This is a genomic window from Pseudomonas sp. GW821-FHT01A09 (assembly GCF_058986725.1).
Genome location: NZ_JBYSWB010000006.1, coordinates 13,546 through 37,679, shown reverse-complemented (window position 1 = coordinate 37,679; position 24,134 = coordinate 13,546). Strand labels below are relative to the sequence as shown.

Genomic DNA, 24,134 nt, shown 5'->3' with positions numbered 1-24,134 from the left:
AACGCATACGATAACTCAAAGCCCGCCCCTGCCGCGCGCCCGGACCTTGGGTCAGGGGCGCCGGCGGCGCTGGCTTAGCGAGCGATGGAGGCTGCGGGGGCGACCACGTCGCCGGCCAGCACCACGGCCAGGTCGTCGAGGTAGATGTCGCAGTTGCGCAGCGGGATATCCATGTGGCACGGCGTCTTGCGCTTGCCGCCGACCTCCGTGTTGGGGCCGGTGGAGAACAGGAAGTTGCCGTAGAACGCGCGGGCGTCCATGCACATGCCGTCATTCTTGTCGTGCAGGCCCATGGCGGTCCACTGCGCGCGGGGCTGCAGGCCCCAGCCGATATGGGAGATGCCGTACACCTCAGGGTCGTTGAAGTACTTCATGTACTCGCGCAGGTATTCGGCCTCGAAGCCGCCGTGGATGCGGGTGATAAAGCCCTTTTCGATCTCCAGGGTGATGCGCTCGCGGCAGTAGGTCTTGAACGGCAGGAGGATATCGCCGACGTCCAGCACCAAGGTGCCCTCGGCGGTTTCCTCGTCTGGCCAGGTGAACAGAAAGCCGCTGGGCCAGTGGTCCCAACGGCCCGGGGCGTCGGCGTAACCGTATTCGGTGACGGCCGGATATTGACCTAGCGCCGCGCGGAAGTCACTGCCGGCGGTGGAGCGCACGGTCATGCTGCGGGCCTGCTTGAGCACCGTTTCGGCAGCCATCACCCGGGCCTTGTCGGCCTCGGTGGGCAGCATGCGCGCCAGCACTTCCGGGGGTTCCACGGCCAGCAGCATGCGCGTGCCGGTCTTGAGGATCTGCTCCTGCTCGGGCGAGTGCAGCAGCATCATGGTGTCGATGATCAGGTCGGCGGCCTCCAGCGCGCGCTGGGCCGCGAGGTTGCCGGTGAGCGCGGTGTCGCCGCAATAGGCGGTCATGTCGTTACCCATCGCCACCGGCGCATTGAACGCCGGCAGTTCCACCGCGTAGACCTTGGCGCCGAGGCGTTGGGCCGCCTCCATCGCAGCGCGCACGGTGCGCGGGTTGGAGTAATGGGCCTTGAGGATGGCCACGCTCTGGGTGGCATCCACTTTCGAAAGCTTGAGCACGTGCTCGAACATCTGAGTCAGTTCACCGTCGCTGACAGCCATTGCATTTTCTCCTGAGCCGATGGGCGAAATATGCACCGCGATAGCGCGGCGCGCTTCGTGATGGTGCATATTTACAACGTATACGCTATTTAATGAAACGATTAGAAAGTATCCAGCGGCGCCTGCAAAGCGCAAGCCAACCTCTTACCGCGACAATTAATCCCGTTTTACCGGGATGAACCTGCGCCACGAGCACCTTAGACGCTTTTCCAACTATTTTCAAAAACCCCTTCACAGGAAAAAAGAATAGTGCATACACTGTAAATGCGTTCCGATCCCGCGCTCTGAGATCGGCTTTCGAGGAGACACACCCATGGGGGCTACACAACGAATCGCCATAGTCGGCGCCGGGCTGGGCGGCGCTGCAGCCGCCGCCTCGCTGCAGCAGGCAGGCTTCGAAGTCGATATCTACGAACAGGCGCCGCATTTCTCGCGCCTGGGCGCCGGGATCCACATGGGCCCCAACGTGCTGAAGATCTTCCGCCGTCAGGGCATCGAGAAGCAGCTCGAAGCCATGGGCTCGCACCCGGACCACTGGTTCAGCCGCGACCAGGACGGCGAGTACATGTCACGCATCCCCCTGGGCGATTTCGCCCGCAAGGAATATGGCGCCGCTTATCTCACCGTGCACCGCGGCGACTTGCACGCCCTGCAGATGACCGCCCTCACGCCCGGCTCTGTGCACTTCAACAAGCACCTGGCCAGCCTCGATGAAAGCGGCAGCGACGTGCTGATGACCTTCGCCGACGGCACCCAGGCCCGTGCCGACATCGTGATCGGTGCCGACGGCATCAACTCCCGGGTCCGCGAGCACCTGCTGGGCGTCGAAGCGCCGACCTACAGCGGCTGGGTCGGCCACCGCGCGCTGATCCCGGCGCACAAGCTGGCGCAGTACGATTTCAACTTCGAAGACTGCGTGAAGTGGTGGTCGGCCGACCGCCACCTGATGGTCTACTACACCACCTCCAAGCGCGACGAGTACTACTTCGTCAGCGGTGTGCCCCAGGCCGAATGGGAAGGCGGCAGCGCCAGCTACGTCGACTGCAGTCGCGAGGCCATGTTCGACGCCTTCAAGGGCTACCACCCCAGCGTGCAGGCGCTGATCGAGAACGCCGAGGACATCACCAAGTGGCCGCTGCTCAACCGCCAGCCGCTGCCGGTCTGGAGCAAGGGCCGCATGGTGCTGCTGGGCGACGCGTGCCACCCGATGAAACCGCACATGGCCCAGGGCGCGGCCATGGCCATCGAAGACGGCGCCATGCTCGCCCGCTGCTTGATGGAGACCGGCCTGAGCGACTACGCCACAGGCTTTCGCCTGTACGAGGCCAACCGCAAGGAGCGCGCCTCCCGCGTGCAGGCGGTGTCTAACGCCAACACCTGGTTGCGTACCCAGGAAGACCCTTCGTGGGTATTCGGCTACGAGCTGTTCGACCATCCACTGAAATCGGAGAACGCGGCATGAGCCGCTTTCTTTACGGCGCCAATGTGCAAGCCAACGGCATCCGCCAGCACTACCTGCGCTATGGCGGCAAGGGCCAGCCGCTGCTGCTGATTCCGGGCATCACCAGCCCGGCGATCACTTGGGGTTTCGTCGCCGAGCGCCTGGCCGAGCACTTCGACACCTACGTGCTGGATGCCCGCGGCCGCGGCCTGTCGTCCACCGGGCCGGAGCTGGACTACGGCACCGACGCCTGCGCCGATGACATCGCCGCCTTCGCCCAGGCCCTGGAACTCAAGGACTGCCTGCTGGTGGGCCATTCCATGGGCGCGCGCTTCATCCTGCGCGCCGCCACCCGCCACCCCGAAGCGTCGTTCAGCCGCCTGGCATTGATCGACCCGCCCGTATCCGGCCCCGGCCGCCGCGAGTACCCCGGCAAGCTGCCTTGGTACATGGACTCCATCGCCCAGGCCGAACGCGGCATGAACGCCGCCGACATGCTCGCCTTCTGCCCCACCTGGAGCGAGGAACAACGGGCCCTGCGCGCCGAATGGCTGCACACCTGCTACGCGCCGGCGATCCTCAAGGCCTATGAAGATTTCCACGAAGTGGACATCCACCAGGACTTCCCGCGCAACCCCCTCCCTACCCTGCTGATGATCGCGGGCAAGGGCGGCGTGATCGGCACCGACGACGAAGCCGAGATTGGCGAACTGCAGCCGTCGATCCAGACCGTAAAGGTCGACAACGCCGGGCACATGATTCCCTGGGAAGATTTCGAAGGTTTCTTCGCCGCCTTTGGTACCTTCCTCGGCCACCCCCTGAGCTGATTCCGGAGACCCGCCATGACCAAGCTCTACCGCATCGGCCAGATCGTGCCGAGCTCCAACACCACCATGGAAACCGAGATCCCGGCGATGCTCACCGCGCGCCAGCTGATCCGCCCCGAGCGCTTCACCTACCACTCGGCGCGCATGCGCATGAAGCATGTGAAGAAGGAAGAACTCGCGGCCATGGACGCCCAGTCCGACCGCTGCGCCCTGGAGCTGTCCGACGCCCGCGTCGACGTGCTCGGCTACGCTTGCCTGGTGGCGATCATGGCCATGGGCCGCGGCTACCACCGGCAATCCCAGCAGCGTCTGGGCCAGGTGGTCATGGACAACGACTCCCAGGCCAAGGTGATCACCAGCGCCGGCGCCCTGGTCGACGGCCTCAAGGTGCTCGGCGCCAGGCGCATTGCTCTGGTGGCACCGTACATGAAGCCGCTGACCGAGCTGGTGGTGGACTACATCCAGCACGAAGGCATCGAGGTGAAGGTGTGGCATGCCCTGGAGATTGCCGACAACCTCGAAGTCGCCCGCCATGACCCGGCCAATCTGCCCGGTATCGTCGCTGGCCTGGACCTGACCGACGTCGACGTTATCGTGCTTTCCGCCTGCGTGCAGATGCCGTCCCTGGGCGCCGTCGCCAAGGTCGAGGCGCAAACCGGCAAGCCGGTGCTCACCGCTGCTATCGCCACCACCTACGCCATGCTCAAGGCCCTGCAGCTGGAGCCCATCGTGCCCGGCGCCGGCGCGTTGCTGTCTGGCGCTTACTGAGGAGCCCCGCCATGATCACCGCAGAAGACAACTACGCCGGCGTCTGGGGCAACCGCGTCGGCTTCGGCCACCGCCCGGCGCTGCTGCTGATCGACTTCATGCAGGGCTACACCACCGAGGGCGCGCCGTTGTTCGCGCCGGGGGTGGTCGAGGCCGTGGCCCACAGCGTCGAGCTGCTGGCAGCCGCGCGGGCCAAAGGCATTCCGGTGATCCACACCAATATCCGCTACCACCCTAGGCATTTTGCCGACGGCGGCATGTGGGTGAAGAAGGCGCCGGTAATGAAGGACATGGTCGAGGGCAACCCCCTGGCCGCGTTCTGCCCCGAGGTGCTACCGCTGGCCAGCGAAGTGGTGCTGACCAAGCAGTACGCCAGCGCCTTTTTCGGTACCAGCCTGGCACCCATGCTGCATTCAATGGGCGTGGACACATTGATCATGCTCGGCTGCTCCACCAGCGGTTGCGTGCGCGCCACCGCGGTGGATGCGGTGCAATACGGCTATCGCGGCATTGTGGTGCGCGAGTGCGTCGGCGACCGGCACGAAGCGCCCCACGAGGCGAACCTGTTCGACATCGATAATAAATATGGCGATGTCGTGGCCCGCGCCGAAGCGCTGGACTACCTCGCTACGCTGTAAGGACCCACCGGGCAAGCGTCCGAACAAGAGACGCACCCGGCGCACTGCTTCCTGTCTGCCGAAGAACATAGCCCGTAGCGCCGCAAAAAGCGGCAGAATCAGGAGACACGACCATGTCACTCAGTGAAACCGGAACCCTCGAAATGCCGCGCGGCGAGACGTCCGACAGCTACCGCAAGATCATCTGGAGGCTGATCCCCTTCCTGTGCTTCTGTTACCTGGCCTCTTACCTGGACCGCATCAACGTCGGCTTCGCCAAGCTGCAGATGCTCGACACCCTGCACATGAGCGAAACCGCCTACGGCCTGGGCGCCGGATTGTTTTTCGTCGGCTATATCCTGTTCGAGGTGCCCAGCAACCTGGTGCTGGAAAAGGTCGGCGCGCGCCTCTGGATCGCCCGCATCATGATCAGCTGGGGCCTGCTCTCGGGGCTGACCATGTTCGTCACCAGCGAGTGGCAGTTCTATACCCTGCGTTTTCTGTTGGGCGCTGCCGAAGCGGGCTTTCTGCCGGGGGTGCTGTACTACCTCAGCCAGTGGTTCCCGTCCTACCGCCGCAGCCGCATCATCGCCCTGTTCATGATCGGCCTGCCGCTCTCGAGCCTGCTGGGCAGCCCGCTGTCGGGCTGGATCATGGGCCATTTCGGTGGCGCCGGCGGCCTGGCTGCGTGGCAGTGGCTGTTCCTGCTGGAAGCGGTGCCCACCGTGGTGCTGGGCCTGCTGTGCTTCGCCGTGCTGCCGAATGGCATCGCAGACGCGAAGTGGCTCGACAGCGCTGAAAAGGCTGAACTCAGCGCGGTACTGGCCAAGGATGAAGGCGAGAACCCTGGCGGCCATTCGTTTCGCGACGGTTTTTTCGACATCAAGGTATGGATGCTCGGCGGCATCGACTTTTCGATCCTGCTCAGCGCTTACGCCATGGGCTTCTGGCTGCCGACCTTCATCAAGAACGCCGGGGTGTCGAACCCCGCCGATATCGGCCTGCTGGTAGCCATTCCAAGCCTGGCCGGGTTGATCGGCATGCTCGCCATCGGCGCCAGTTCGGACAAGCACCGCGAGCGCCGCTGGCACATCATCGTGCCCTTTATCATCGGCGCGGCGGCGATGTTCCTCAGCACCTTCTTCACCCAGAACCTGATCGCTACGGTGGCGTTGTTTTCCGTGGCGTCGTTGACCATCATCGGTGCCGTGCCGGTGTTCTTCAGCCTGCCGGCGACCTTTCTCAAGGGCACCGCAGCAGCCACAGGTTTCGCCCTGGCCTGTTCGGTGGCGAACATCGCCGGGCTGGTCAGCAACTCACTGATGGGCGTGGTGATGGACCACTTCCACAGCGCCCAGGTGGCGATGTGGATTTTCGCGGCTTGCCTGTTGCTGAGCTCGTTGCTGGTGGTCGCGCTGCCGGCGAAAACGGTCAACCGCTAAGCCCCTTGCTGGATCAGAACAATGCGCTGCAGCCTCGGGCGGCAGCGCATTTTTTAGGCGTCCCTTCTCTGCATGAATGCCTCTAGCTCCGCTCTTGCCGGGCAGGTCGCCGGCCCACGCCGGGTGACGGCCACTGCCGCCGCCGCGTTGGCCAATCGAGCGGCCCGGACCTCGCTCAAGCCGCGCGCCAGGCCTGCCAGCAGCACACCGGCATGGGCATCGCCGGCGCCATTGCTGTCGATGGCGTTGACCGCAAATCCCTCGACCGCCTGACGCCACTCGCCACGGGCCAGCCAGCAGCCGCCGGGACCGTCGCGCACGACCACCAAGGCCTCAGCAGATAAACGTTCGACCAGCTTTTGCAGAGCATCCTCAAGACGGGTTGCGCCGGTGAAGCGCAAGGCTTCATCACGGTTGCTGCTCCACACGGTCACCCACGGCAACAGGCGCGCCATCAATGGCGCATCCGGCTCAGTCACCAACGGCCCCGGATCAAAAGCCAGCGCACAACGGCCCGCCTGCTGCGCCAACCAGTCCAGCAGCCCCGCAGCCTTGCCGGGGTGCAGCAGGCTGTAGCCGCTGACCATGATCCAGTCTTCGGCCGTGGGCACCAGCCCGGCGAGGTCAGCCGCTGCCAGCCCGCCCTCGGCGCCGACATGGGAGATGAACGAGCGCTCGGCGCTGGCATCGGTCAGCGCCACCGACAGGCCGGTGTCCGCGCCGCTGCTGGCCGCGAGGAGAACTTCGATCCCCTCCTCGGCCATGGCCTGGCGCGCCAGCTCGCCGAAGCGGCCACTACCGTGGCGCCCCAGGTAGCAGGTGGCCAGGCCGTTGCGCGCGGCGGCGGCCATCACGTTGAAACCACCGCCAGCCTCGAAGCTGGCACTACTGGCGAGTACGTCCTGGCCGGCGGTGGGCAAGGCGTCCACCGCCATCACCAAATCGATGACCACCTGGCCGGTGTAGAGCAATCTAGCGGGCATGAAGGTTCTCTTGCATCAGGATGGAAGGCTGGCGGTCACGGCAACCGCCCAGCAGGGCATAAAGGCCGCCGGCGATCACCAGGGTGACGATCCAGCCCAGGCCGTTGTGGCCGAACCAGGAGTCGGCCAGCCAGCCGTGGAACAGCACGTTGGTGGCGCTGGTCTTGACCGTGGTGAAGCTGAAGCCGAGCACGATGGCCAGGGCCCAGGCACCCAGCGCACGCCACTCCACGCCGCCCTGGTACCAGTAGGCACTGGTGGGGCCGACATTCATCAGGTCGGCCGGCACGAAGCGGTGGCGGTGCAACAGGTCGACCAGAAAGATGCCAACCCAGGCGGTGATCGGCACGGCCAGCAGGGAAATGAAGGTGATGAACGGGCCGTAGAAGCTGTCGGCGAACAGCATGAAGTAGATGGAGCCGGCGAAGATGGCGACCACGTCGACCACCACGGCGTGCACACGCTTCACTTTCAGGCCCAGGGTCAAGGTGGTGAGGCCGGCCGAGTAAACCGACAGGTTGTTGGACAACAGCAGCCCTCCGAAGGCGGTAATCAGGTACGGCACCGCCATCCAGGCCGGCAGCAGTTCGCGGATTGCCACAATCGGGTCGGCGGCCGAGGCCAGATGATCGTTACCCACCGAAATCAGACCGCCGAGGGTGATCAGCAATACCAGGGGAATTCCCGCACCGAACGCCGCCGAGGCCACCAGGGCACCGGCCTTCACGCTCTTGTGCTGGTAGCGCGACATGTCGGCACCGGCGTTGGCCCAGCCGATACCGGTGCCCGCGGCCATGGTGCCGACGCCGATCAGCACGGCCGACAGCGGCGCAGGGGTTGCGGCCCAGACCGCGGTCCAATCGATATGCAACGCCAGAAAGCCGCCCACTATCAGGTTCAGCGCACCGAACACCCAGGTTGCCCACTTCTGGATCACCAGCAAGGTGGCATGGCCCAGGCCGGAGACGCACAGGGTCAGCAGCACGAACGCGGCGATGAACAGCAAGGTCAGCAGCGGCGCCGACTTGGCTTCCACCGGCGCGCCCTGGATGATCGAGACCAGCGACAGCAGCACGAAGGCCGCAGTGGTGGTATTGACCGTTTCCCAGCCCAGACGCGAGCCCAGCGACACCAAGGTGGGGCCGATATTGCCGCGTACCCCGAAGATCGCCCGCGACAGCGTCAGGCTCGGCGCACGCCCACGGCGGCCGGCGATGGACAGCAGCCCGACCACCGCGAACGAACCGCCCGCGCCCAGTACCGCGACGATGAATGCCTGCCCGATCGACAAGCCTTGAAAGGCCACCAGCGTCGCCCCTAATGGCAAGCCGAGGATGCTGATGTTGGCGGCGAACCACACCCAGAACAGCTGCAACGGATGGCCGCCGCACTCTTGTTCCGGTACCGGTTCGATACCCCGTGTTTCCAGTTGTCCCGCGTTGTTGGACGTACTCATGCCATGACTCCTGCGATAACTTGTTGTGGTTGGGGGCAGGTCGGAAAGCGATCGGGCAGCACATTCTTATTAGGGGCGTGCTTATTAGGGGCGTGCGCTGGCACCTGCGCGGCGCAGGGCCAGCAATTGTTCAGTGAGGGGTTCGAGGTCGAGGCTGTTGACCGACTTGATCTGGGCGATGGCTTCCAGCGGCCAGGCTTCCAGGCCGTGGGTGGCGCCGAGCATGGCGCCGAGCATGGCGGCGATGGTGTCGGTGTCGCCGCCCAGGCTCGCGGCCATGCACAGCGCCGGATACACCTCGAGCTGGCCTTCGGCGACCGCGTGGGCCAAGGCGAAGGCGGCAACCACGGATTCCTGGGAGGCCACCGAGGTGCCGATCACGTCGTAGATCACATCGGGCAGGCTGTCGGTGTCACAGCTGGCGCATACCCCTCGCGACCAGAGAATGCGCGCGGCAATATTGCCGCCCGCGACCCAATGGCCACGGCCTTGGCCCCAGCGGGCGGCTTCGATGCCGAACTCCAGAGCGGTCTGCAGATCGGCGCCCTGCACGCCGGCCGAGACCACAGCGGCCACCGCAGCGGCGCTGGCGATGCCCAGGCCGGTGTTATGGGTCACCTGGCAAGCTTGCACCACCTGGCTCATGAAGTACTCGGGATCGTCGATACCGGCGGCGATTCCAATCGGTGCAATGCGCATGGCCGCGCCGTTGGTGGTGCCGAAGCGCCCTGCTTCTTCGGGGCTGGCGCCGGCGAGGATCATCTCGATAGCGCGCTTGGTCGAGGGCCCGAGCAGGTCCTGAGAGCCTTTGGCGCGCATAGCGGCCTCCCAATCGATCAGGTCCTGGGCCAGGGCCGCAGGCTCGATACGGCCGTGGCCCGCGAGCAGACGGTGGGCGACCAGAATGGCCTGTTCGGTGTCATCGGTGATGGCCCCGGCCGGCATGTTCGGCGCGATCGGCTGCTCGCTGTCGGCCGCCTGCAGGGTAGTGATGCGGCCGTGGCGGGCGCGAATCTGTTCGCGGGACAGGGACTGGGTCGGCATGCCCAGCGCGTCGCCAAGGGCCAGGCCATAGAAGGCGCCGAGGGCACGGGTGCGGGTCTGTTCGAGGCTGATCATTGGGGGCTTCCGAAATTCAAATGCAGTTGAAAGTGCGCAGGGTCGAGCAGGCTCTCCACCTGCTCCATGAAACGGCCCTGGGTGTCGAAGGTTTCCCGCACCACCTTGAGGAACACGGTGCCGAGCGGGCGCTGCAGGCGTTCGGCGGCGCCGGCGTCGAGGGGTTCGGCGCCGATCCATTGCTTGCCGTACTGGCCCTCATAGCCATGGGCGGCCAGGGAGGCGGTCAGCGAACCGTCTTTCAGGCCGCTCAACGGCAGGTGTTCGAGGCCGTCCAAGGCTGGAATCAACGAACGCTCCAGCGACACCACGCTGCCATCAGCGGCGCGGCGGCGGCGCTCCACCAGCACGAACTTGTCGGTGCCGGCCAACAGGGCGAGATCCTCGCGCTGCACGGGGCTGATGCCCAGCAGCTCGGTACTCATCTGTACCGCCCCCGCCGCCAGCGCACGGGCCCAGCCGCCACTCTGGTCGAGCGGCACGCCATCGTAGGTGACGATCGAGCCGACCCCGGTCTGGGTGGCGATGTAGTTGCGCCGCTTGAGCTCCGACAGTGCTTCGCGCAGGGTGCCGCGGCTGACGTCGAACTCGGCGGCCAGCTCGTGCTCACCGGGCAAGCGTTCGCCGGAGCCCAGCTCACCCCGCTCGATACGTTCGGCGAGGGCTTGGACGACGCGGAATTTCTTGTCAAATCGAACCTGTCTAGTCATGTACAATTTGATACCGTGTTTGGATGTGGCTTGGCAAGGAGAATTTGAATTTTATCGCGCACACCTGACCACCGGGGGCCTAGGTACAGGGGGTGGGATGGGCAGGCAGTCGAGCGGTCACTCATTCATATGAGGACTCAGGCTCACCCTAGGTGTGGTGAGCCTTTATGGGGTTACAACGTCGCTCAGCCCGCGCGCAGGCGTCTGATGATGTCTGCGGTGGTGGTGACTTCACCGAACTCATAGGCAATGGTGCTCAGCGAGATACGCTGGATTTCTTCGGCACTGATGGCGCCAAAGCCCAGGTCGGGATAATCCATGGCGGCGTTCGCATCGCTCAGGGCAATCATCTTGTACTCGCGATGCACGCCGTCGCGGATGGTAGTCTCGCAACACACGTTGGTAACGGTGCCGCACACCACTAGGGTGTCCACGTCACGCGCCCGCAGGATGGTGTCCAGATCGGTATTGTGGAAGCCGCTGTAGAACAGCTTGTCGACGATGATGTCCGAGGGCGCCGGCTTCAACGCGTCGATGACCTCCACATCCGGATCACCTCGGGCGAGAATCTGATCGACGTTCGGATACAGGTCGCGCATGCGTCCCGTATCGGCACCATCGCCGCGCACGATATGGCGCAGGTAGATCACCGCCAGCCCTTGCTCACGGGCGGCGCTCAGCAGCGCCTGGATCGGCTCGATGATGGCAGCGGTGTTCTTCACGTACAGGGCACCCGACGGCTCGCAGAACACCTTCTGCATATCGACGACGACAATCGCCGTACGCTGCGGATTCACATCCCATTTGACCAGGGGCTTGCTCATTGCGACTGCTCCTTTCTCTGCGTCCGCACCTGCCAGGTGCAGTCTGATGACCCTGTTGACCAGGGTATTGAGTACCAACAGCGTGATGACGCCGACCATTGTCGGCTGGGTAACGATGCTTGCCACCGAGTTGGGCAGCCGCGCGACGATATCCGCCGGGAAGAACAGGGTGCCCAAGGAAATGATGAACGACGGTGCCGACTGCCAGGTTCAGGTTATCCCACTCGACGCGGTTGAAAATCTGGATACCGCTGACCGCGATAATCCCGAACAGGATAGTCGACGCTGCGCACGGTACTGGGGCCCTGCTGCCGTGTCATTCGAAGCTCTGCATCCTTCTCTCTGCTGACGTCCGGATGAAATTTGCGCGCGTGCTTTCGATAAGATCTTTTGATCTCTTCAGTAGTCGCGGTATTAGGTACGTCCAGAATCTGGTGGTAAGTTCGTGAATTCCACGGTAACGCTCCGGGGACGACGATGACGAGCATCATGCTCCCTCTAGCAGTCACCGTCTGCTGAGCGCCGAACTTAAGGTGATATAAGTCAAGAACGGCGCCTTGCCGCCTCTTTACCAGGAATAATCCGATGCTGCCCAAGCCTCGCAGGATCTTCAATGATCAACGTCTTGCCCGCGCACGGATATGGCGAGGACGAATTGGGCTCTTTCTGGTCGCAGCTCTTAGCCTGCTGTCGGGCATGACGGACGCTATTGGATTCATGGCGACTGGGGATTTTGTCTCTTTCATGAGTGGAAATACCACCCGTTTGGCAGTCGAGGTCAGTGAGGGCAACTGGCTGGCGATGCTGCACCTAGTGCTGGTGGTCATCACCTTCGTAATAGGTAACTCGGCAGGGGTGGTCATCAGCCGAAAAACAGGCCGGCGCGCCTTGCCCTTAATGCTATGTATAGCTGCCCTACTCTGCACCGCAGCGCTGTTGCCACGAGCGCCTCAGGTGCTCTCGCTGTTCAGCACCGTTTTTGCCATGGGCGCGCTGAATGCGGCCGTAGAGCAAGTCAATGGTTTGCCCATCGGTGTCACCTATGTGACCGGAGCACTATCGAGGTTTGGCCGCGGGCTCGGCGGATGGTTGACCGGAGAACGCCCCACCGGATGGCGGGTACAGCTTGTGCCTTGGTCCGGAATGCTTATAGGAGCGATTATCGGCGCGACATTGGAACGCCGCCTCGGTCTGGATGCGTTGTGGTTCAGCGGTGTACTCGCGTTGGCACTAGGCGTGGTTTTTTTGAAAATTCCCCGGCGCTGGCAATTGAGCTATACGTCACGTTAGGCTGAAGCAGAATGGGTACTTTAATGACCATTGTGACTCTCCTGACCATGGCGTCCACGGCTTAGCGTCGCGCAACTCGACACCGAGGCGGCTTTCGATGCGTGGAAGCAACGCCTTGGCGCTGCCTGGGGTCGCCAATGCCGCCGCGATGTCGGTCGCGGTACGCCAACGGTCAGATCCCTGATCTGGCCCTGCAAGCCGGTGCGCTCTTGTTCCAGCCGCCCGCCAAGCTCAGCCTGGAGGCGGTTGTACTTCTCGGACCAGGACTTTTCGAGCTCCTCAACGTTGCCAAATTTGCGGGCAGCCTCTTCACGCTCGGCGCGCGGTCTCCTCAGCCCCCTTACGGGCTTTCTCGGCGGCTTTCTTCTCGCCGAGCAGCTCTTCCACCTTGGATTTCATTCCGGTGTAGTGGTCTAATGAAACCGGACACCCATTTAGGCGAGAATGCTCGCCACAGAGAGGTGTCTGATGACCAAGCAACGTCGTACCTTTACTCCTGAGTTCAAGCGCGAGGCGGCGTGCCTGGTGCTCGACCAAGGCTACAGCCATACCGAAGCAGCCCGTTCGCTTGGGCTGGTTGAGTCGGCCTTGCGCCGTTGGGTGAACCAGCTCCAGCAAGAACGTGGCGGTGTTACTCCGACCAGCAAAGCCCTGACGCCTGAGCAGCAAAAAATCCAGGAACTCGAAGCCCGTATCAACCGGCTAGAACGGGAAAAATCCATCTTAAAAAAGGCCACCGCGCTCTTGATGGCCGAGGAACACGAGCGTTCGCGTTAATCGATCAACTTCGGGCTCAAGAGCCGATTGATCTGTTGTGCTCGGTATTTGAAGTAACCCGATCGTGCTACTACGCGTACTGCCGGAAACGTCGGTATCCAGATGCCGAACGAGTGGTTTTGCGCAGCCGCGTGAACGAGCTGTTTACGCAAAGCCGAAGCGCTGCGGGCAGCAGGAGCATCATGCTGATGATGAAAGAGGACGGCATGCAGATCGGTCGATTCAAGGTACGTAAGTTGATGCGCGAGATGAACTTGATCAGCAAACAGCCGGGCTCACATGCCTACAGAAAGGCGACCGTGGAGCGACCTGATATCCCGAACGTGCTTGATCGAGGGTTCAGCGTGGCGTCCCCCGACAAGGTCTGGTGCGGTGACATCACGTACGTTTGGGCCGAAGGTCAGTGGCACTATCTAGCGGCGGTAATCGATCTTTATGCGCGCCGGGTTGTGGGCTGGGCGTTCTCGGCCAAGCCCGACGCCGACCTGGTGATCAAAGCGCTGGACATGGCCTATGAGCAGCGTGGTCGGCCTCAAAATGTGCTGTTTCACAGTGATCAAGGCAGTCAATACGGCAGCCGGAGTTTCCGCCAGAGACTATGGCGATACCGCTTCACACAGAGCATGAGTCGGCGCGGCAACTGCCATGACAACGCGCCAATGGAGCGGCTATTTCGCAGCCTGAAAACTGAATGGATACCGACGGAGGGCTATATGAGCGCTTCGCTAGCGCAACAGGATATTGGCCGGTTCCTGATGGAGCGATACAACTGGCGGCGACCGCATCAGTTCAACGAAGGGCTAGCGCCTGCGGTCGCTGAGGAAAAACTCAATTCAGTGTCCGGGATCAGTTGACCACTACCAAGGCCGCCCTGGCGTTTAGACCGAATCACCCTTCACCGCCTCACTACCACACAGAACGCTTGGCAAGCCATTAGCGCGACCTGACGTATGTCTTCAGCCAGAAACAGGCAAACCCTGTGATTACCATTGCGCACCAAAGCGCGAACGATAATGGTCCGAACATTTTGACTAAATTAATGAAGCCCGGAAGCGCAGACAGCGCTGCTGCGGTGGTAGCGAATGCGAGAGGCACGGCGCACAAAAACAGGAGTGCAAAACCGAAGCCGGTGAGTAACTCGCAGATGGCGTCCTTTTGAGCTGTTGTCACAACAAAGCTCCGAATGGGCGATGGCCACTTCGCGATATGTTCACCCCATTCCCACCTAAATTTCTATAGCTGAACGCCTCGGCAGGCGGGCACAGCCAGTGCTGAGTTTGCCTTGGCTCGGTGAAGAGGTCCAGCGTGAGGATATTGCGCAGGAATTCAAAACTGTCCTGCAGCAACAGATTGGCGCCAATGCAAGCCTGGCGATTTGGTCGTTCGATCCAAAGTAACGTCAGTGATGGAACCGGCTAATGACCTAGCAGGATCCTAGGCCTGATCAGTTCGGGCCCACATGATTGCTCGTCAAGCGGCTCACCAAGAAGATTTACGACATCTTTCTGAGCGAGATTAGAAATCGCATTGAAATCATCAGACTCAACGTCATAGACGTGCTCGGAATGCAATTTGCTATCGGGATTGATGACCTGAGCTACGAGTTTTTGGGCTCCTGTCCTTGGTGTTCCACCCTCGATCACAATAGTGATCCCTTTGCTATCAACGCTGCGAAGATGGCGAATTGCCGGCTTGCTTGTTTCCAAGCGTCCGACTGAGAAAAAAGATTCGACACGTACTGCTCCTTTGCTGTTCTGCGGCCTTGTTGCCGCAGACCAATCTAACCCCATCCCCATGCCCGAAGGCATGACCGTCGGCCAGTTCTTCCGCGGGCTCAGTGCGAGCTACATCATCGGCTATTTCAATTCGCAGATGCGCTCGCGCCAATTCAGGGGCGAGGCGCTTGCCGAAAAGGCGCGATGCCAGGTGCTGAAGGAGCGCAGAACGTTCTGCTATGACCGCGTCAATCGCAAACTCCGGTCTCGAGATACTTGCTGACGGCTTTGATGTATCCGGAGTTCTTCACCCAGGTAGCGTCACGCATGACCAGATCGACCGAATCGCCAGACTGATGCCCCACGATGCTGGTGAACACCTGCGGACCACTAAAGCTCTGGGGCCCATATTCAATTCGAAACTCTTCATTTTTTGGGTAGATCGCGCTGCGAACAATCCATTTGATGCAGGTGCTGTCAGAGGGAGCTCCAGCTGTGAGCTTGTAGTACACATCCTCAAGATCGCCCTTCACGCTCTCCTGCTTGGTGATTGGCGCGGTGTTTATGTCTGAGGCGCACCCACTGATGCTCGCAAATAAAACTATGAGACGCCAGCTCAGAGATTCAGCCAATGTGTTGCGTCCACCGGTTGAATCCACAACCCAAAGCGGACACTGACAGTTAAACCTTCTGTCCGCTTTTCGTCATGCTCGAGCGAGATGCACATACTCGTTGCTAATATTCATTGAGTGCTTCACCAAGCCTTTAATGAATGGCAGTCGAGCCTGCTCTAACGCGCAAGCACAGTAGCAAATGTTTCTCCGGGGCTTCGCCTCGCCAGCAGATATGCCACGGTCGAAGCGTCCTCCATGCCAGTCAAAAACCCTCTGCCTGTCATCGGCGTGATGACGTGCGCAGCATCACCAATGATCGCCATGTTGCCTCGGGCAAGCCGTTGCGGAAGGTATTCAGCGATGGGAGAGCCGCTAAGCGTGTTTGGAGAGCGGATACCTGCCAGCACGGCTTCCCGCCATCTTTCCGGCCATATGGTATGGGCACGCTTCGCTAGTGCTGACCTGACGCTGTCATCGGTCATGCCTCGGGCGAGAGTTCCGACAATATGCCCTTCTGCGGTCAAACAGCCAGTACAACGCAGCAGCTCATCTTGATGGGCGTCAAACCAAGCAAATGTGATTTGTCGCTGTCCAGGCTGAACAGATCCGTCACGACCTGGCAGCGTTGCTGCAACAAGTCGGTAACCACCTATGAACTCGATCCAAAGGCCACCATCCGAGGGCCAGGACACCGGTTTTTGTAGTGATTGCTCTTCAACAAGTCCACGCCAAACGAGATAGCCCGCGTATTTCGCAAACGGGATCTCAGGTGATATCGCTCGTCGAACAATGCTGCGATACCCATCCGCCCCAATGACCACTGGTGCCGTTTGCTGATGGCCATCTGCGAAGGTGATTTGAACTGATTCGACCAGGTCAGAGACAGAAGACACTCGCTTGCCTCCCTCAAGCACTATGCCGGAAGTCTCGTTCACGCGGTCTCGTAACCAGCCATAGAGCGCTGGCCAAGTAGTGAGATCTCTGTACGCAGGGACAACGGCGAGCGCAGGTGGCATACGGGGATCGTACCCGGTTGTTGCTGCGAGCAGAGCCAGGTCGACGGTCAGGCTGTCGCCACCTGAGGCGTGTCCTTCGGACTGTTCAAGTACACGAACCCTCAAACCTGATGCTGCGCAAGCGAGCGCCAGGGTGAGTCCGGCGAGTGAGCCGCCGATGATGGTGATCTCTTCGTCCGAAGCCATTGATCAAGTTCCGCTGATGGTTCCGGCCAGGGAATAGGGTGCTGTCATGTCGACCAGAAACAGCACGAGCGAGCTGTCCCCCTCCGCCTGGATGGAGGGCAGTGGTGCCTGCGCGGAGCTTACGCCGTCGCCTTTGCCAAGGGAGTGTTCACCCACGGTCACCTCGCCATCCAGCACATATAGCCAGGACACCAGGCCGGGCCGCTCGACCGGCGTTATCTGTTGGTCTGCTTTGAGCACCGTATCGTAGACATAAACCTGGTTGCGGATAATCAAGGGTGCCTCGCTGCCTTCCGGGCCCGCGACCCAACCCCATTCCCCGACCGGAGTGCCTTCAGCGCGTTCCAGAAAATGTACGTGCCCCGACAGGTCGGCCTCACGGGGGCGAACGAAGATCTGAAGCATCTCGACCGCTTCATTGGGGGTGCTTTCTTCATGCCAGAAGCTCTTACCGGCGTTCATCATCATGAGCTTGTTGCGGGAAATCGGGATGATGTTCCCAGCCTTGTCCTCGTGAAGCATGCTGCCTTTCCACATGTAGCTGAGGATCTCGTCGTTCACATGCTCATGCATCTTCACGACGGTGCCGACGCCCAGGGTGGCGTGGTCGAATCCACTGAGTGGGCCCAGCGCCGGGTCTTTGCTGTTGGCATAAGCCAGGCCCGGTTTGACCCGTTCGATGTGAAACGAGCCTTGGCCATGTGTCGTCCGTTGTTCGGCGCGGAAAATTTGCATATCAAGCCTCCAACTTATCAGCGATGACATCGAACACTTCTGCGCATTAGCCGCTATTGAATCCCAATGGCGGAAGCCTTCGACATAATCGGTTTGACCAGAGGCGCCATCAGACAGCGCCTCTGGTTGCCATGGATTATTAGTCGCCAAATGCTTCCATTAACACTTGAACCAACTGACCGCCCTCCGGCGTAGCCCAGCTGCCCGCCAATTCGGCGATCAACTGATTGGTAGTGGTGAGGGTCACACCGGCTTTATCCATACGACGCAAGGCGATGTCGTCAGCCATTTTGGTAGGCGAAGCACCACCGTCAGCCACGACCTGAACCTCGAAACCATCGCGTACCAGCGACAGCGCTGGATAGACCGTGCAGACGTCGTTGGTCACGCCAGCGATGATGAGTTTTTTGCGGCCTGTGGCTTTCACGGCAGCGGCGAAGTTTTCGTCGTCCATTGCGTTCACGATGCCCAGACGCTTGATGCGACCGGCGAATTCGGTCGGAAGGATCTCTTCCAGCTCGCTCAGCAGAGGGCCTTGTGCATACTCCTCCATACTGGACGTCAGTACGACAGGGAGCTTGAGAATGCGAGCTGCTTTAGCGAGCATCAGCGCGTTGCGTTTGAGTTCTTCAAACGGCATGGACTTCGCCCAACCCATGGTGCCGACCTGGTGGTCGATCAGCAGGAGTGCAGCATTGTCGGCATTGAAATTTTCGTACGTCATGGTTTTTCTCCTAGCGATTGTATGGGGTGCATCACCCCGGTTGGGGATCATTAACTTCAATTGACTGCTTGCAGAGTTCCAAATGCACCGCGCTGGTACCCACTGACTGCCCTGGTCAAGGCCTCTGCGGAAGCAAGCGCCAGGGGCCCTTGCCAAAACACTGGCTGGTTCAATGGAACGCCCGAAAACATGACCGCTTTGGCGTTGCCCTTTTTGGCAGCCAGAGTCACCACTCGATCTGCTGTCTGTGGCAGATCTACAGCAGCCTCGGGCTTGGTGAGGTCGAAGGGTTTGCCGTCGACCAAAACCTCACCGTCGATGGGCATTACAAAAGCGACATGCCCTTCTGGAATAGAAATCGCGACTTCGCTCCCATCCTCCAATGAGATGTCCAGAAGGCGAACCTCGGTCGGCACTGCCAGTGGCGACACAGCACCTTCGAAGCTTCCGAAAGGCACGCGAATCTTTGCTCCTGGTTTGTAGACGACAGGCACATCCTGAGCTTCGAGACTTAACGCAAATGGCGCAGCGTCCTGCTTTCGCTCCGGCAAATTGATGAATATCTGAAGCATGTGGACGGTCTTGCCGGGTTCAGCCGGAACCTCCTCATGAACGATGCCTTGACCTGCTGCCGTCCAGTGCAGCCCACCCGGTTGGATCAAATTGCGGTTACCCAACGAGTCTCGGTTGTCGATTCCTGTTTCCGAGTCCAAAAACAGGTACGAGACCGCTGAAAAACCTGCATGAGGATGGGGTGGGAACGTCGGCCCGCTGATCCACGCGTGATCGACACCCAAAAATGGGTCGATTGGTTTTGCGTACTGGTCACCACGCAGGCCGAACGCCCTGAATTGGCTGCCATGGTTCATACGTTGCAAACGTGCACTGGATGACATGACGGTCTCCTTATGTCCGTTCGGACATGGCTGGATAGTCGATGTAGCCTTCAGCGCCTGGGGCGTAGAAGAGGTCTTTGTTCGGCACGTTCAACTCAGCACCTGCCAGGAAGCGCTGCGGCAAATCAGGGTTGGCCAGGAATGCGCCACCGAAGACAACAGCGTCAGACTTTCCTTCTGCGATCAAGGATTGGGCGCTTTCTTTGGTCTGGCCACTGCCGATCAAATAGCTGCCGTCGAACAGAGGACGCAGAGCTGCGTGGTAGTCGAACTGGGCACCAAACAGCGCCACATGCAGGTAAGCGAGGTTCAGACCGCGCAGTTGCGTGACCAGATAGGTGTAGGTTGCCTGCGGGTTGGCATCGACGATGTCGTTGAAGTTCATCTCTGGCGAAATCTTGATACCTACGCGGTCACCACCTACTTCAGTGACCATGGCAGCGAGTACCTCCAGCACGAAGCGGGCGCGGTTTTCAACCGAACCACCGTACTGGTCGTCGCGCTGGTTGCTGCCGGTGGAAAGAAACTGTTCAGGCAGATAGCCGGACGCGGCATGCAATTCGACGCCGTCGAAGCCCGCTTCAATCGCCAGACGCGCAGCGTTGCGATACCCCGCGACCACGTTTGCAATCTCGGCAACGGTCAGCGCATGCGGAGTGACAAAGTCCTGCAACCCGGTCGCAGTGTAGGTCTGACCCGCCGCCTTGATCGCTGATGGCGCCTGCGGTTGCGCGCCGTCCGGCAGCAGCGAAGGGTGGGACACCCGTCCGCAATGCATCAACTGCATGAAGATGCGACCGCCACGAGCGTGCACGGCGCTGGTCACTTTCTTCCAGGCCGCTACTTGCTCGGCGGTTTCGATACCCGGGGTGCGAACGTAGCCCTTGCCCATGGCAACGGGGAACACGCCTTCGCTGATGATGAGACCGGCAGAAGCGCGCTGGAAGTAGTAAGTGGTGACCAGATCGGATGGCACACCCGCATCGTCAGAGCGGGAGCGAGTCATCGGTGCCATGACCATACGGTTGGAAAGCGTGTACCGACCTACTTTGACTTCAGAAAAAAGAGAGTTCATTGCGGTGCTCCTCAGAGGTGATGTGACTATGATTGATCAGTCCGAATCCGGGATAAACCCGGATAAACTGAATTGACTGATCCACTCATGGAGCAATACGTTGGAATATCTCAACGACATGGCGTTGTTTGTCGAGGTTGTGAAAGTCCGCAGCTTTCGAAAAGCTGCCGAGGGACTGGACATGCCCAACTCAACGCTTTCAAGGCGAATCAGTGGCCTGGAAAAAGCGATTGGCCTGCGGCTGCTGCATCGCACAACCCGGAAAATTGAACTGACCGAGGCGGGGCAACTGTATTACGAACGCTGCAAGCGGATCGTTGATGAGGCAAGACTCGCTCATGAGCAATTGGGAGAGATGCTGGCTCGTCCTAGCGGCCTGTTGCGAGCGTCCCTTCCCGTGGATTTTGCCAATGTCTACCTGGCACCACTCATCGCCGAGTTCGCTCGGCTTTATCCGGGCATCAGCTTCGATTTCGACCTCACGCCTCGCCAAGTGGATTTGATCAGCGAACCAGTCGACGTCGTGATCCGCATGGGTGAGCCTCCAAACTCCAATCTGATTGCGCGGAAGTTGGCGAGCCTGCAACGCTTCTTGTACGCCTCACCGCAGTACCTGGAAGTCTCGGGTGAGCCACAATCTCCCCTGGAATTGACTCACCATGAGTGTTTGCGGTTGCGCGGCCCGAGTTCGGATCGCTGGACGCTGGCAGGCAAAGGTGAAACGGAGCAGATCGATATCGGCGGGCGATTCGAACTCAACAGTGTTGGGATGCTGCGACGTATGGCATCGTTGGATCTGGGGGTCACTTTGCTCCCAGAGGGCATCGCCGCTCAGGACGTGGCGGAAGGGAAACTGCGAAGGATTCTTCCTGACTGGCAGGGATCACCTGTCTCGGTATATGCCCTGACTGAAACTCGATTGCTTCCTGCCAAAACCCAGCGTTTCATTGAATTTGTGCGCGATAAGCTAGCCACTCAATAGCGAAACCGGATTGCTATGTTAGTGGCAGGTGTCCGCTTTTGGCCGATAGCTGTCTTTTGCGAAGGGCAGTTTGGGGTCGAATGCAGCCCACAGGGACTTTCACCGTTTGCAAACAGGATGTGACCTAGATTTAACATAGCACCCGTTATCAGAACTGCTGCCTATAGCCTTCTTTCCAGTTCGCCGGGCCCCCACTCAATCGGCGGCCCGCTAATACCCCCTTCATTGACGCCGATCCAGCCGCACGAAAGGTAATCGGCGCCGTCGTGGCTGTCCTCCAGCGGTGTATCTTCTGAAGAACAATGCACCGACTTGAGTATTCGGAGATGAACAGACTGCTCTATGGTCGACCTACATACATTGTTGACGATAGTTTCAAATCTTGAACCGCGCTACCATCTGATTCAAATTCACCGACAACTGCGAAAGTTCATTGCTGGCAACCAGGGTTTGCTGTGTGCCTTCGCTGCTCTGCAGGGCCAAATCGCGGATGCTCACGAGTGCGCGGTCCACGTCGCGGGCCACATAGGCCTGCTCTTCCGAGGCAGCGGCGATCTGCTGGTTGCGGTCATTGATCAGTTGCACCGAGTCGGCGATGACTTTCAGTGCCATCCCGGCTTCGTCAGCGGTGCGCTGCGTGTTGTGCACCTCGATCGTGCTGCTGCTCATCGAATCCACCACTTGTGACGTGCCCGCCTGAATGCTTGAAATCATCTGTTCGATTTCGTGCGTTGAGGTCTGCGTGCGGTGAGCCAGGGCCCGAACTTCATCGGCCACCACGGCGAAACCTCGGCCTTGCTCACCTGCCCGGGCCGCTTCGATGGCGGCGTTCAAAGCCAGCAGATTGGTCTGCTCAGCGATGGCACGGATTACGCTCAGCACTTTGCTGATGTCCTGCACTTGGCCAGCGAGACCCTGCACCTGTCCGGAGGTCATTTCCACGCGGTCGGTAAGGCTGCGCATGGCATGCAGGGTTTCATCGACTTTTTCGTTGCCGGTGGCAGCCGCGCGTGTGGTGTCCTTGGCCGCTTCGGAGGTGGAGTTGGCGTTGCGCGCAACCTCTTCGACGGCGGCACTCATTTGGTTGACCGCGGTGGCGGCCTGCTCGATCTCACTGTTCTGCTGCTCTAGGGCGCGGCTGGCGCTCTCGGTGATGGACGTCATCTCAACCGCAGCGGAACTGAGCTGCGCGGAGGCACTAGAGATCTGCCCGATGGTGCTGCGCAGGTTTCCTTGCATGGTATTGAGCGAGCGCATCAGCCGCGCCGATTCGTCATTCCCCTTGACCTCCAGGACAAGACGCAGGTCGCCGTCGGCGATTTCCTCGGCCATCTTCAGCGAGGCGCTCATCGGCTGAACAATGCTGCGGGTCAGCAAGGTGGCGAGCACCAACGTCAGCACCAGCGCGGCGAGTACCACCCCGTCGACGATGGTGATGCTGTGCGCATACACCTCAGTGGCGGTAACGCCTGCGGCAGCGGCGCCGTCGGTATTGTGCTGGCGCAACTCATTGAGTTTGGCCTGATAAGCTCCGGCACGGTCGCGTTGCTCAGTGTTGGCGAAGGTTACGGCCTGGTCATGCTGGGTGGACTCAAGGTCAACGATGCGTTGCAGGCCGTCGAGGTAGGTCTTCATTAGTGCGGCCGCGGCCTCGAATTTGGCCCCTTCTTCAGGGTCGGAAACAAGGTTCTTGCGGTAGAAATCGGTGCGGTCGTTGAGTATGCGCTTGGCGTCCTCAAGGTGCTGCACGGCGACCGCCTGCTCTTGGGGATTCGAAGTTGCCAGTAGACGGATGCTCTCCAGGCGAGCGCCGAGCAGCGCGATCTGGATGTCGTCAGCGGTCTGTACGCTGGTCAGCCAGTTCTTTTCGATGTCTTGTTCGGTAGCACGCAGCTTCCCTAACTGCACGTAGGCGAAGCCGCCGAGTGCAACGACCAGGAGCGTGATCAAGCCGAAGCATAAGGCCGCGCGAGGCGCGATATTTAGAGAACGTAGGTTCACAGGGCAATTCCGAAGGAGGAAACGTAGAATTTCTGAGTTATGTACGCAGGCCATCGGCAATAAGAGACATAAATTTAGAAAAAAAATCGTTTGCTGCGTACTGTTGCTTTCTAGTATTTCCTGGACTTCATACAGCCAAATTGCGATGGCCTGCCGTCGACCGCTGCGTCTGGATCATTGGTCCATCCCTCCTACTCCGCTAGATTTGGGCGCTCAGCTTGGCTGACCTCCGTTTCAGGGGTCCAGATCGATGGTTGAGTGCCGACGATCACAGAGATGATCCAGTGCACCCCTTGAAGCTCTGTACGCATTGCAGCTCGCCGAGCTGTTACGGTCGCACCGTCACATCGATGGATGGTAGGCTTTTCGCGGGAATTTCTTGATACATCAGTAAGTCCTATAAATATCACTCTGCGAAGAATCAGCTATGGACTCAATATTGGTTGTCGAGGACGAAAAAATCATTCTTGAGTTAATCGCTGAAATCTTGGAAACGCGTGGCTACAAGGTTCAGGCCTTCCTGAACGCGGACACCGCATGGGAATCCATCAGGGGCCGCGACTACCCTCCCCGCCTCCTGATCACTGACTTGCGTATGCCTGGCGAAATCGACGGTGCCGAGTTGGTGAAGCTTGTTCATGAAATTCAACCCCAGACCCCCATCCTGGTCGCATCGGGCTACCACAGTCATTCTGGGCTGCTAAATGACCCCAACGTCTCCTGGCTGCCCAAGCCTTTTGATATCGAGAAACTGCAGACTATTTGCCAAAAACTGGCACCACTTCCGTAAAATTCACAGCACTATCGTG

Annotated in this window: 24 protein-coding genes and 2 pseudogenes; 11 read left to right on the top strand and 15 right to left on the bottom strand. The window is 60.5% G+C overall.

The features are described from left to right. Positions 1–74: 74 nt before the first annotated feature. Positions 75–1,127 (bottom strand): 2,5-dihydroxypyridine 5,6-dioxygenase, encoded by a 1,053-nt coding sequence (locus AC3WJP_RS09490; protein WP_493720657.1) that lies wholly within the window; start codon positions 1,125–1,127, stop codon positions 75–77. Positions 1,128–1,440: 313 nt separating this feature from the next. Here AC3WJP_RS09490 and AC3WJP_RS09485 point away from each other — a divergent pair, with 313 nt between their 5' ends. From AC3WJP_RS09485 to AC3WJP_RS09465, 5 genes are all read left to right on the top strand, one after another. Then, positions 1,441–2,589: an FAD-dependent monooxygenase gene (locus tag AC3WJP_RS09485; protein ID WP_493720656.1), complete on the top strand. Its 1,149-nt coding sequence runs from the start codon at positions 1,441–1,443 to the stop codon at positions 2,587–2,589. Then, positions 2,586–3,395, top strand: a complete 810-nt coding sequence (locus AC3WJP_RS09480) for an alpha/beta fold hydrolase (protein WP_493720655.1) — start codon at positions 2,586–2,588, stop codon at positions 3,393–3,395. The genes AC3WJP_RS09485 and AC3WJP_RS09480 overlap by 4 nt, the downstream gene beginning before the upstream one ends. A gap of 15 nt (positions 3,396–3,410) precedes the next feature. Next, positions 3,411–4,163: a maleate cis-trans isomerase family protein gene (locus AC3WJP_RS09475; RefSeq protein ID WP_493720654.1), complete on the top strand. Its 753-nt coding sequence runs from the start codon at positions 3,411–3,413 to the stop codon at positions 4,161–4,163. A gap of 11 nt (positions 4,164–4,174) precedes the next feature. Continuing rightward, positions 4,175–4,801, top strand: coding sequence for an N-carbamoylsarcosine amidohydrolase (locus AC3WJP_RS09470; RefSeq protein WP_493720653.1), 627 nt, complete (start codon positions 4,175–4,177; stop codon positions 4,799–4,801). A gap of 113 nt (positions 4,802–4,914) precedes the next feature. Next, on the top strand, positions 4,915–6,222 hold the full coding sequence (locus tag AC3WJP_RS09465) for an MFS transporter (RefSeq protein ID WP_493720652.1): 1,308 nt from the start codon (positions 4,915–4,917) through the stop codon (positions 6,220–6,222). Positions 6,223–6,275: 53 nt separating this feature from the next. On the opposite strand, the gene AC3WJP_RS09460 is transcribed toward AC3WJP_RS09465, so the two are convergent. The 5 genes from AC3WJP_RS09460 to AC3WJP_RS09440 form a co-directional block, all read right to left on the bottom strand. After that, a complete protein-coding gene (locus AC3WJP_RS09460; protein ID WP_493720651.1) occupies positions 6,276–7,205 on the bottom strand; it encodes a PfkB family carbohydrate kinase in 930 nt (309 codons plus the stop codon). Next, positions 7,195–8,661 (bottom strand): purine-cytosine permease family protein, encoded by a 1,467-nt coding sequence (locus AC3WJP_RS09455; RefSeq protein ID WP_493720650.1) that lies wholly within the window; start codon positions 8,659–8,661, stop codon positions 7,195–7,197. The genes AC3WJP_RS09460 and AC3WJP_RS09455 overlap by 11 nt, the downstream gene beginning before the upstream one ends. Before the next feature lie 84 nt (positions 8,662–8,745). Further along, the gene (locus AC3WJP_RS09450; protein WP_493720649.1) at positions 8,746–9,780 is read right to left on the bottom strand and encodes an ADP-ribosylglycohydrolase family protein; all 1,035 of its coding nucleotides are present in this window, start codon (positions 9,778–9,780) and stop codon (positions 8,746–8,748) included. Then, entirely contained in the window at positions 9,777–10,490 is a 714-nt protein-coding gene (locus AC3WJP_RS09445) for a GntR family transcriptional regulator (RefSeq protein ID WP_493720648.1), read from the bottom strand. The genes AC3WJP_RS09450 and AC3WJP_RS09445 overlap by 4 nt, the downstream gene beginning before the upstream one ends. 185 nt (positions 10,491–10,675) lie before the next feature. Then, positions 10,676–11,314, bottom strand: coding sequence for a cysteine hydrolase family protein (locus tag AC3WJP_RS09440; RefSeq protein ID WP_493720647.1), 639 nt, complete (start codon positions 11,312–11,314; stop codon positions 10,676–10,678). Between the two features lie 46 nt (positions 11,315–11,360). Between AC3WJP_RS09440 and AC3WJP_RS09435 the strand changes: the two genes are divergently transcribed. Continuing rightward, on the top strand, positions 11,361–11,663 hold the full coding sequence (locus tag AC3WJP_RS09435; RefSeq protein ID WP_493720884.1) for a hypothetical protein: 303 nt from the start codon (positions 11,361–11,363) through the stop codon (positions 11,661–11,663). Between the two features lie 31 nt (positions 11,664–11,694). Here AC3WJP_RS09435 and AC3WJP_RS09430 read toward each other — a convergent pair. Then, positions 11,695–11,802: pseudogene (locus tag AC3WJP_RS09430) on the bottom strand (hypothetical protein); the annotation flags it as partial. A gap of 97 nt (positions 11,803–11,899) precedes the next feature. On the opposite strand from AC3WJP_RS09430, the gene AC3WJP_RS09425 reads away from it, so the two are divergent. Next, positions 11,900–12,604, top strand: a complete 705-nt coding sequence (locus AC3WJP_RS09425; protein WP_493720646.1) for a YoaK family protein — start codon at positions 11,900–11,902, stop codon at positions 12,602–12,604. 57 nt (positions 12,605–12,661) lie between these two features. Here the strand turns inward: AC3WJP_RS09425 and AC3WJP_RS09420 are convergent. After that, positions 12,662–13,012 (bottom strand): annotated as a pseudogene (locus AC3WJP_RS09420) (hypothetical protein); the annotation flags it as partial. Positions 13,013–13,072: 60 nt separating this feature from the next. Here AC3WJP_RS09420 and AC3WJP_RS09415 point away from each other — a divergent pair. Together AC3WJP_RS09415 and AC3WJP_RS09410 are read left to right on the top strand one after the other, a co-directional pair. Next, positions 13,073–14,235, top strand: a protein-coding gene (locus AC3WJP_RS09415; RefSeq protein WP_493720645.1) for an IS3 family transposase whose coding sequence is annotated in 2 segments (ribosomal slippage) — positions 13,073–13,325 and positions 13,325–14,235 — 1,164 coding nt in all. Because the reading frame shifts where the segments join, the coding sequence is not laid out codon by codon here. A gap of 838 nt (positions 14,236–15,073) precedes the next feature. Then, complete coding sequence (locus AC3WJP_RS09410; RefSeq protein ID WP_493720644.1) at positions 15,074–15,379, top strand: phiTE_072 family protein; 306 nt, start codon at positions 15,074–15,076, stop codon at positions 15,377–15,379. Here the strand turns inward: AC3WJP_RS09410 and AC3WJP_RS09405 are convergent. From AC3WJP_RS09405 to AC3WJP_RS09380, 6 genes are all read right to left on the bottom strand, one after another. Next, complete coding sequence (locus AC3WJP_RS09405) at positions 15,345–15,728, bottom strand: hypothetical protein (protein WP_493720643.1); 384 nt, start codon at positions 15,726–15,728, stop codon at positions 15,345–15,347. The genes AC3WJP_RS09410 and AC3WJP_RS09405 overlap by 35 nt on opposite strands. 158 nt (positions 15,729–15,886) lie before the next feature. Further along, positions 15,887–16,912, bottom strand: a complete 1,026-nt coding sequence (locus tag AC3WJP_RS09400; RefSeq protein ID WP_493720642.1) for an FAD-dependent monooxygenase — start codon at positions 16,910–16,912, stop codon at positions 15,887–15,889. 3 nt (positions 16,913–16,915) lie between these two features. Beyond that, complete coding sequence (locus AC3WJP_RS09395; protein ID WP_493720641.1) at positions 16,916–17,647, bottom strand: pirin family protein; 732 nt, start codon at positions 17,645–17,647, stop codon at positions 16,916–16,918. A 139-nt stretch (positions 17,648–17,786) separates the two neighbouring features. Continuing rightward, complete coding sequence (locus AC3WJP_RS09390) at positions 17,787–18,371, bottom strand: isochorismatase family protein (protein ID WP_493720640.1); 585 nt, start codon at positions 18,369–18,371, stop codon at positions 17,787–17,789. Between the two features lie 56 nt (positions 18,372–18,427). After that, positions 18,428–19,267 carry a pirin family protein gene (locus AC3WJP_RS09385; RefSeq protein WP_493720639.1) on the bottom strand — a complete coding sequence of 280 codons (840 nt, stop codon included), beginning with the start codon at positions 19,265–19,267 and terminating at the stop codon, positions 18,428–18,430. Between the two features lie 10 nt (positions 19,268–19,277). After that, the gene (locus AC3WJP_RS09380; RefSeq protein WP_493720638.1) at positions 19,278–20,342 is read right to left on the bottom strand and encodes an alkene reductase; all 1,065 of its coding nucleotides are present in this window, start codon (positions 20,340–20,342) and stop codon (positions 19,278–19,280) included. A 100-nt stretch (positions 20,343–20,442) separates the two neighbouring features. On the opposite strand from AC3WJP_RS09380, the gene AC3WJP_RS09375 reads away from it, so the two are divergent. Next, entirely contained in the window at positions 20,443–21,324 is an 882-nt protein-coding gene (locus tag AC3WJP_RS09375; RefSeq protein ID WP_493720637.1) for a LysR family transcriptional regulator, read from the top strand. 375 nt (positions 21,325–21,699) lie between these two features. Here the strand turns inward: AC3WJP_RS09375 and AC3WJP_RS09370 are convergent, their stop codons facing one another. After that, complete coding sequence (locus AC3WJP_RS09370) at positions 21,700–23,325, bottom strand: methyl-accepting chemotaxis protein (protein ID WP_493720636.1); 1,626 nt, start codon at positions 23,323–23,325, stop codon at positions 21,700–21,702. Between the two features lie 427 nt (positions 23,326–23,752). Between AC3WJP_RS09370 and AC3WJP_RS09365 the strand changes: the two genes are divergently transcribed. Continuing rightward, positions 23,753–24,115, top strand: coding sequence for a response regulator (locus AC3WJP_RS09365; protein ID WP_226507245.1), 363 nt, complete (start codon positions 23,753–23,755; stop codon positions 24,113–24,115). The last annotated feature ends 19 nt before the right edge of the window (positions 24,116–24,134 follow it).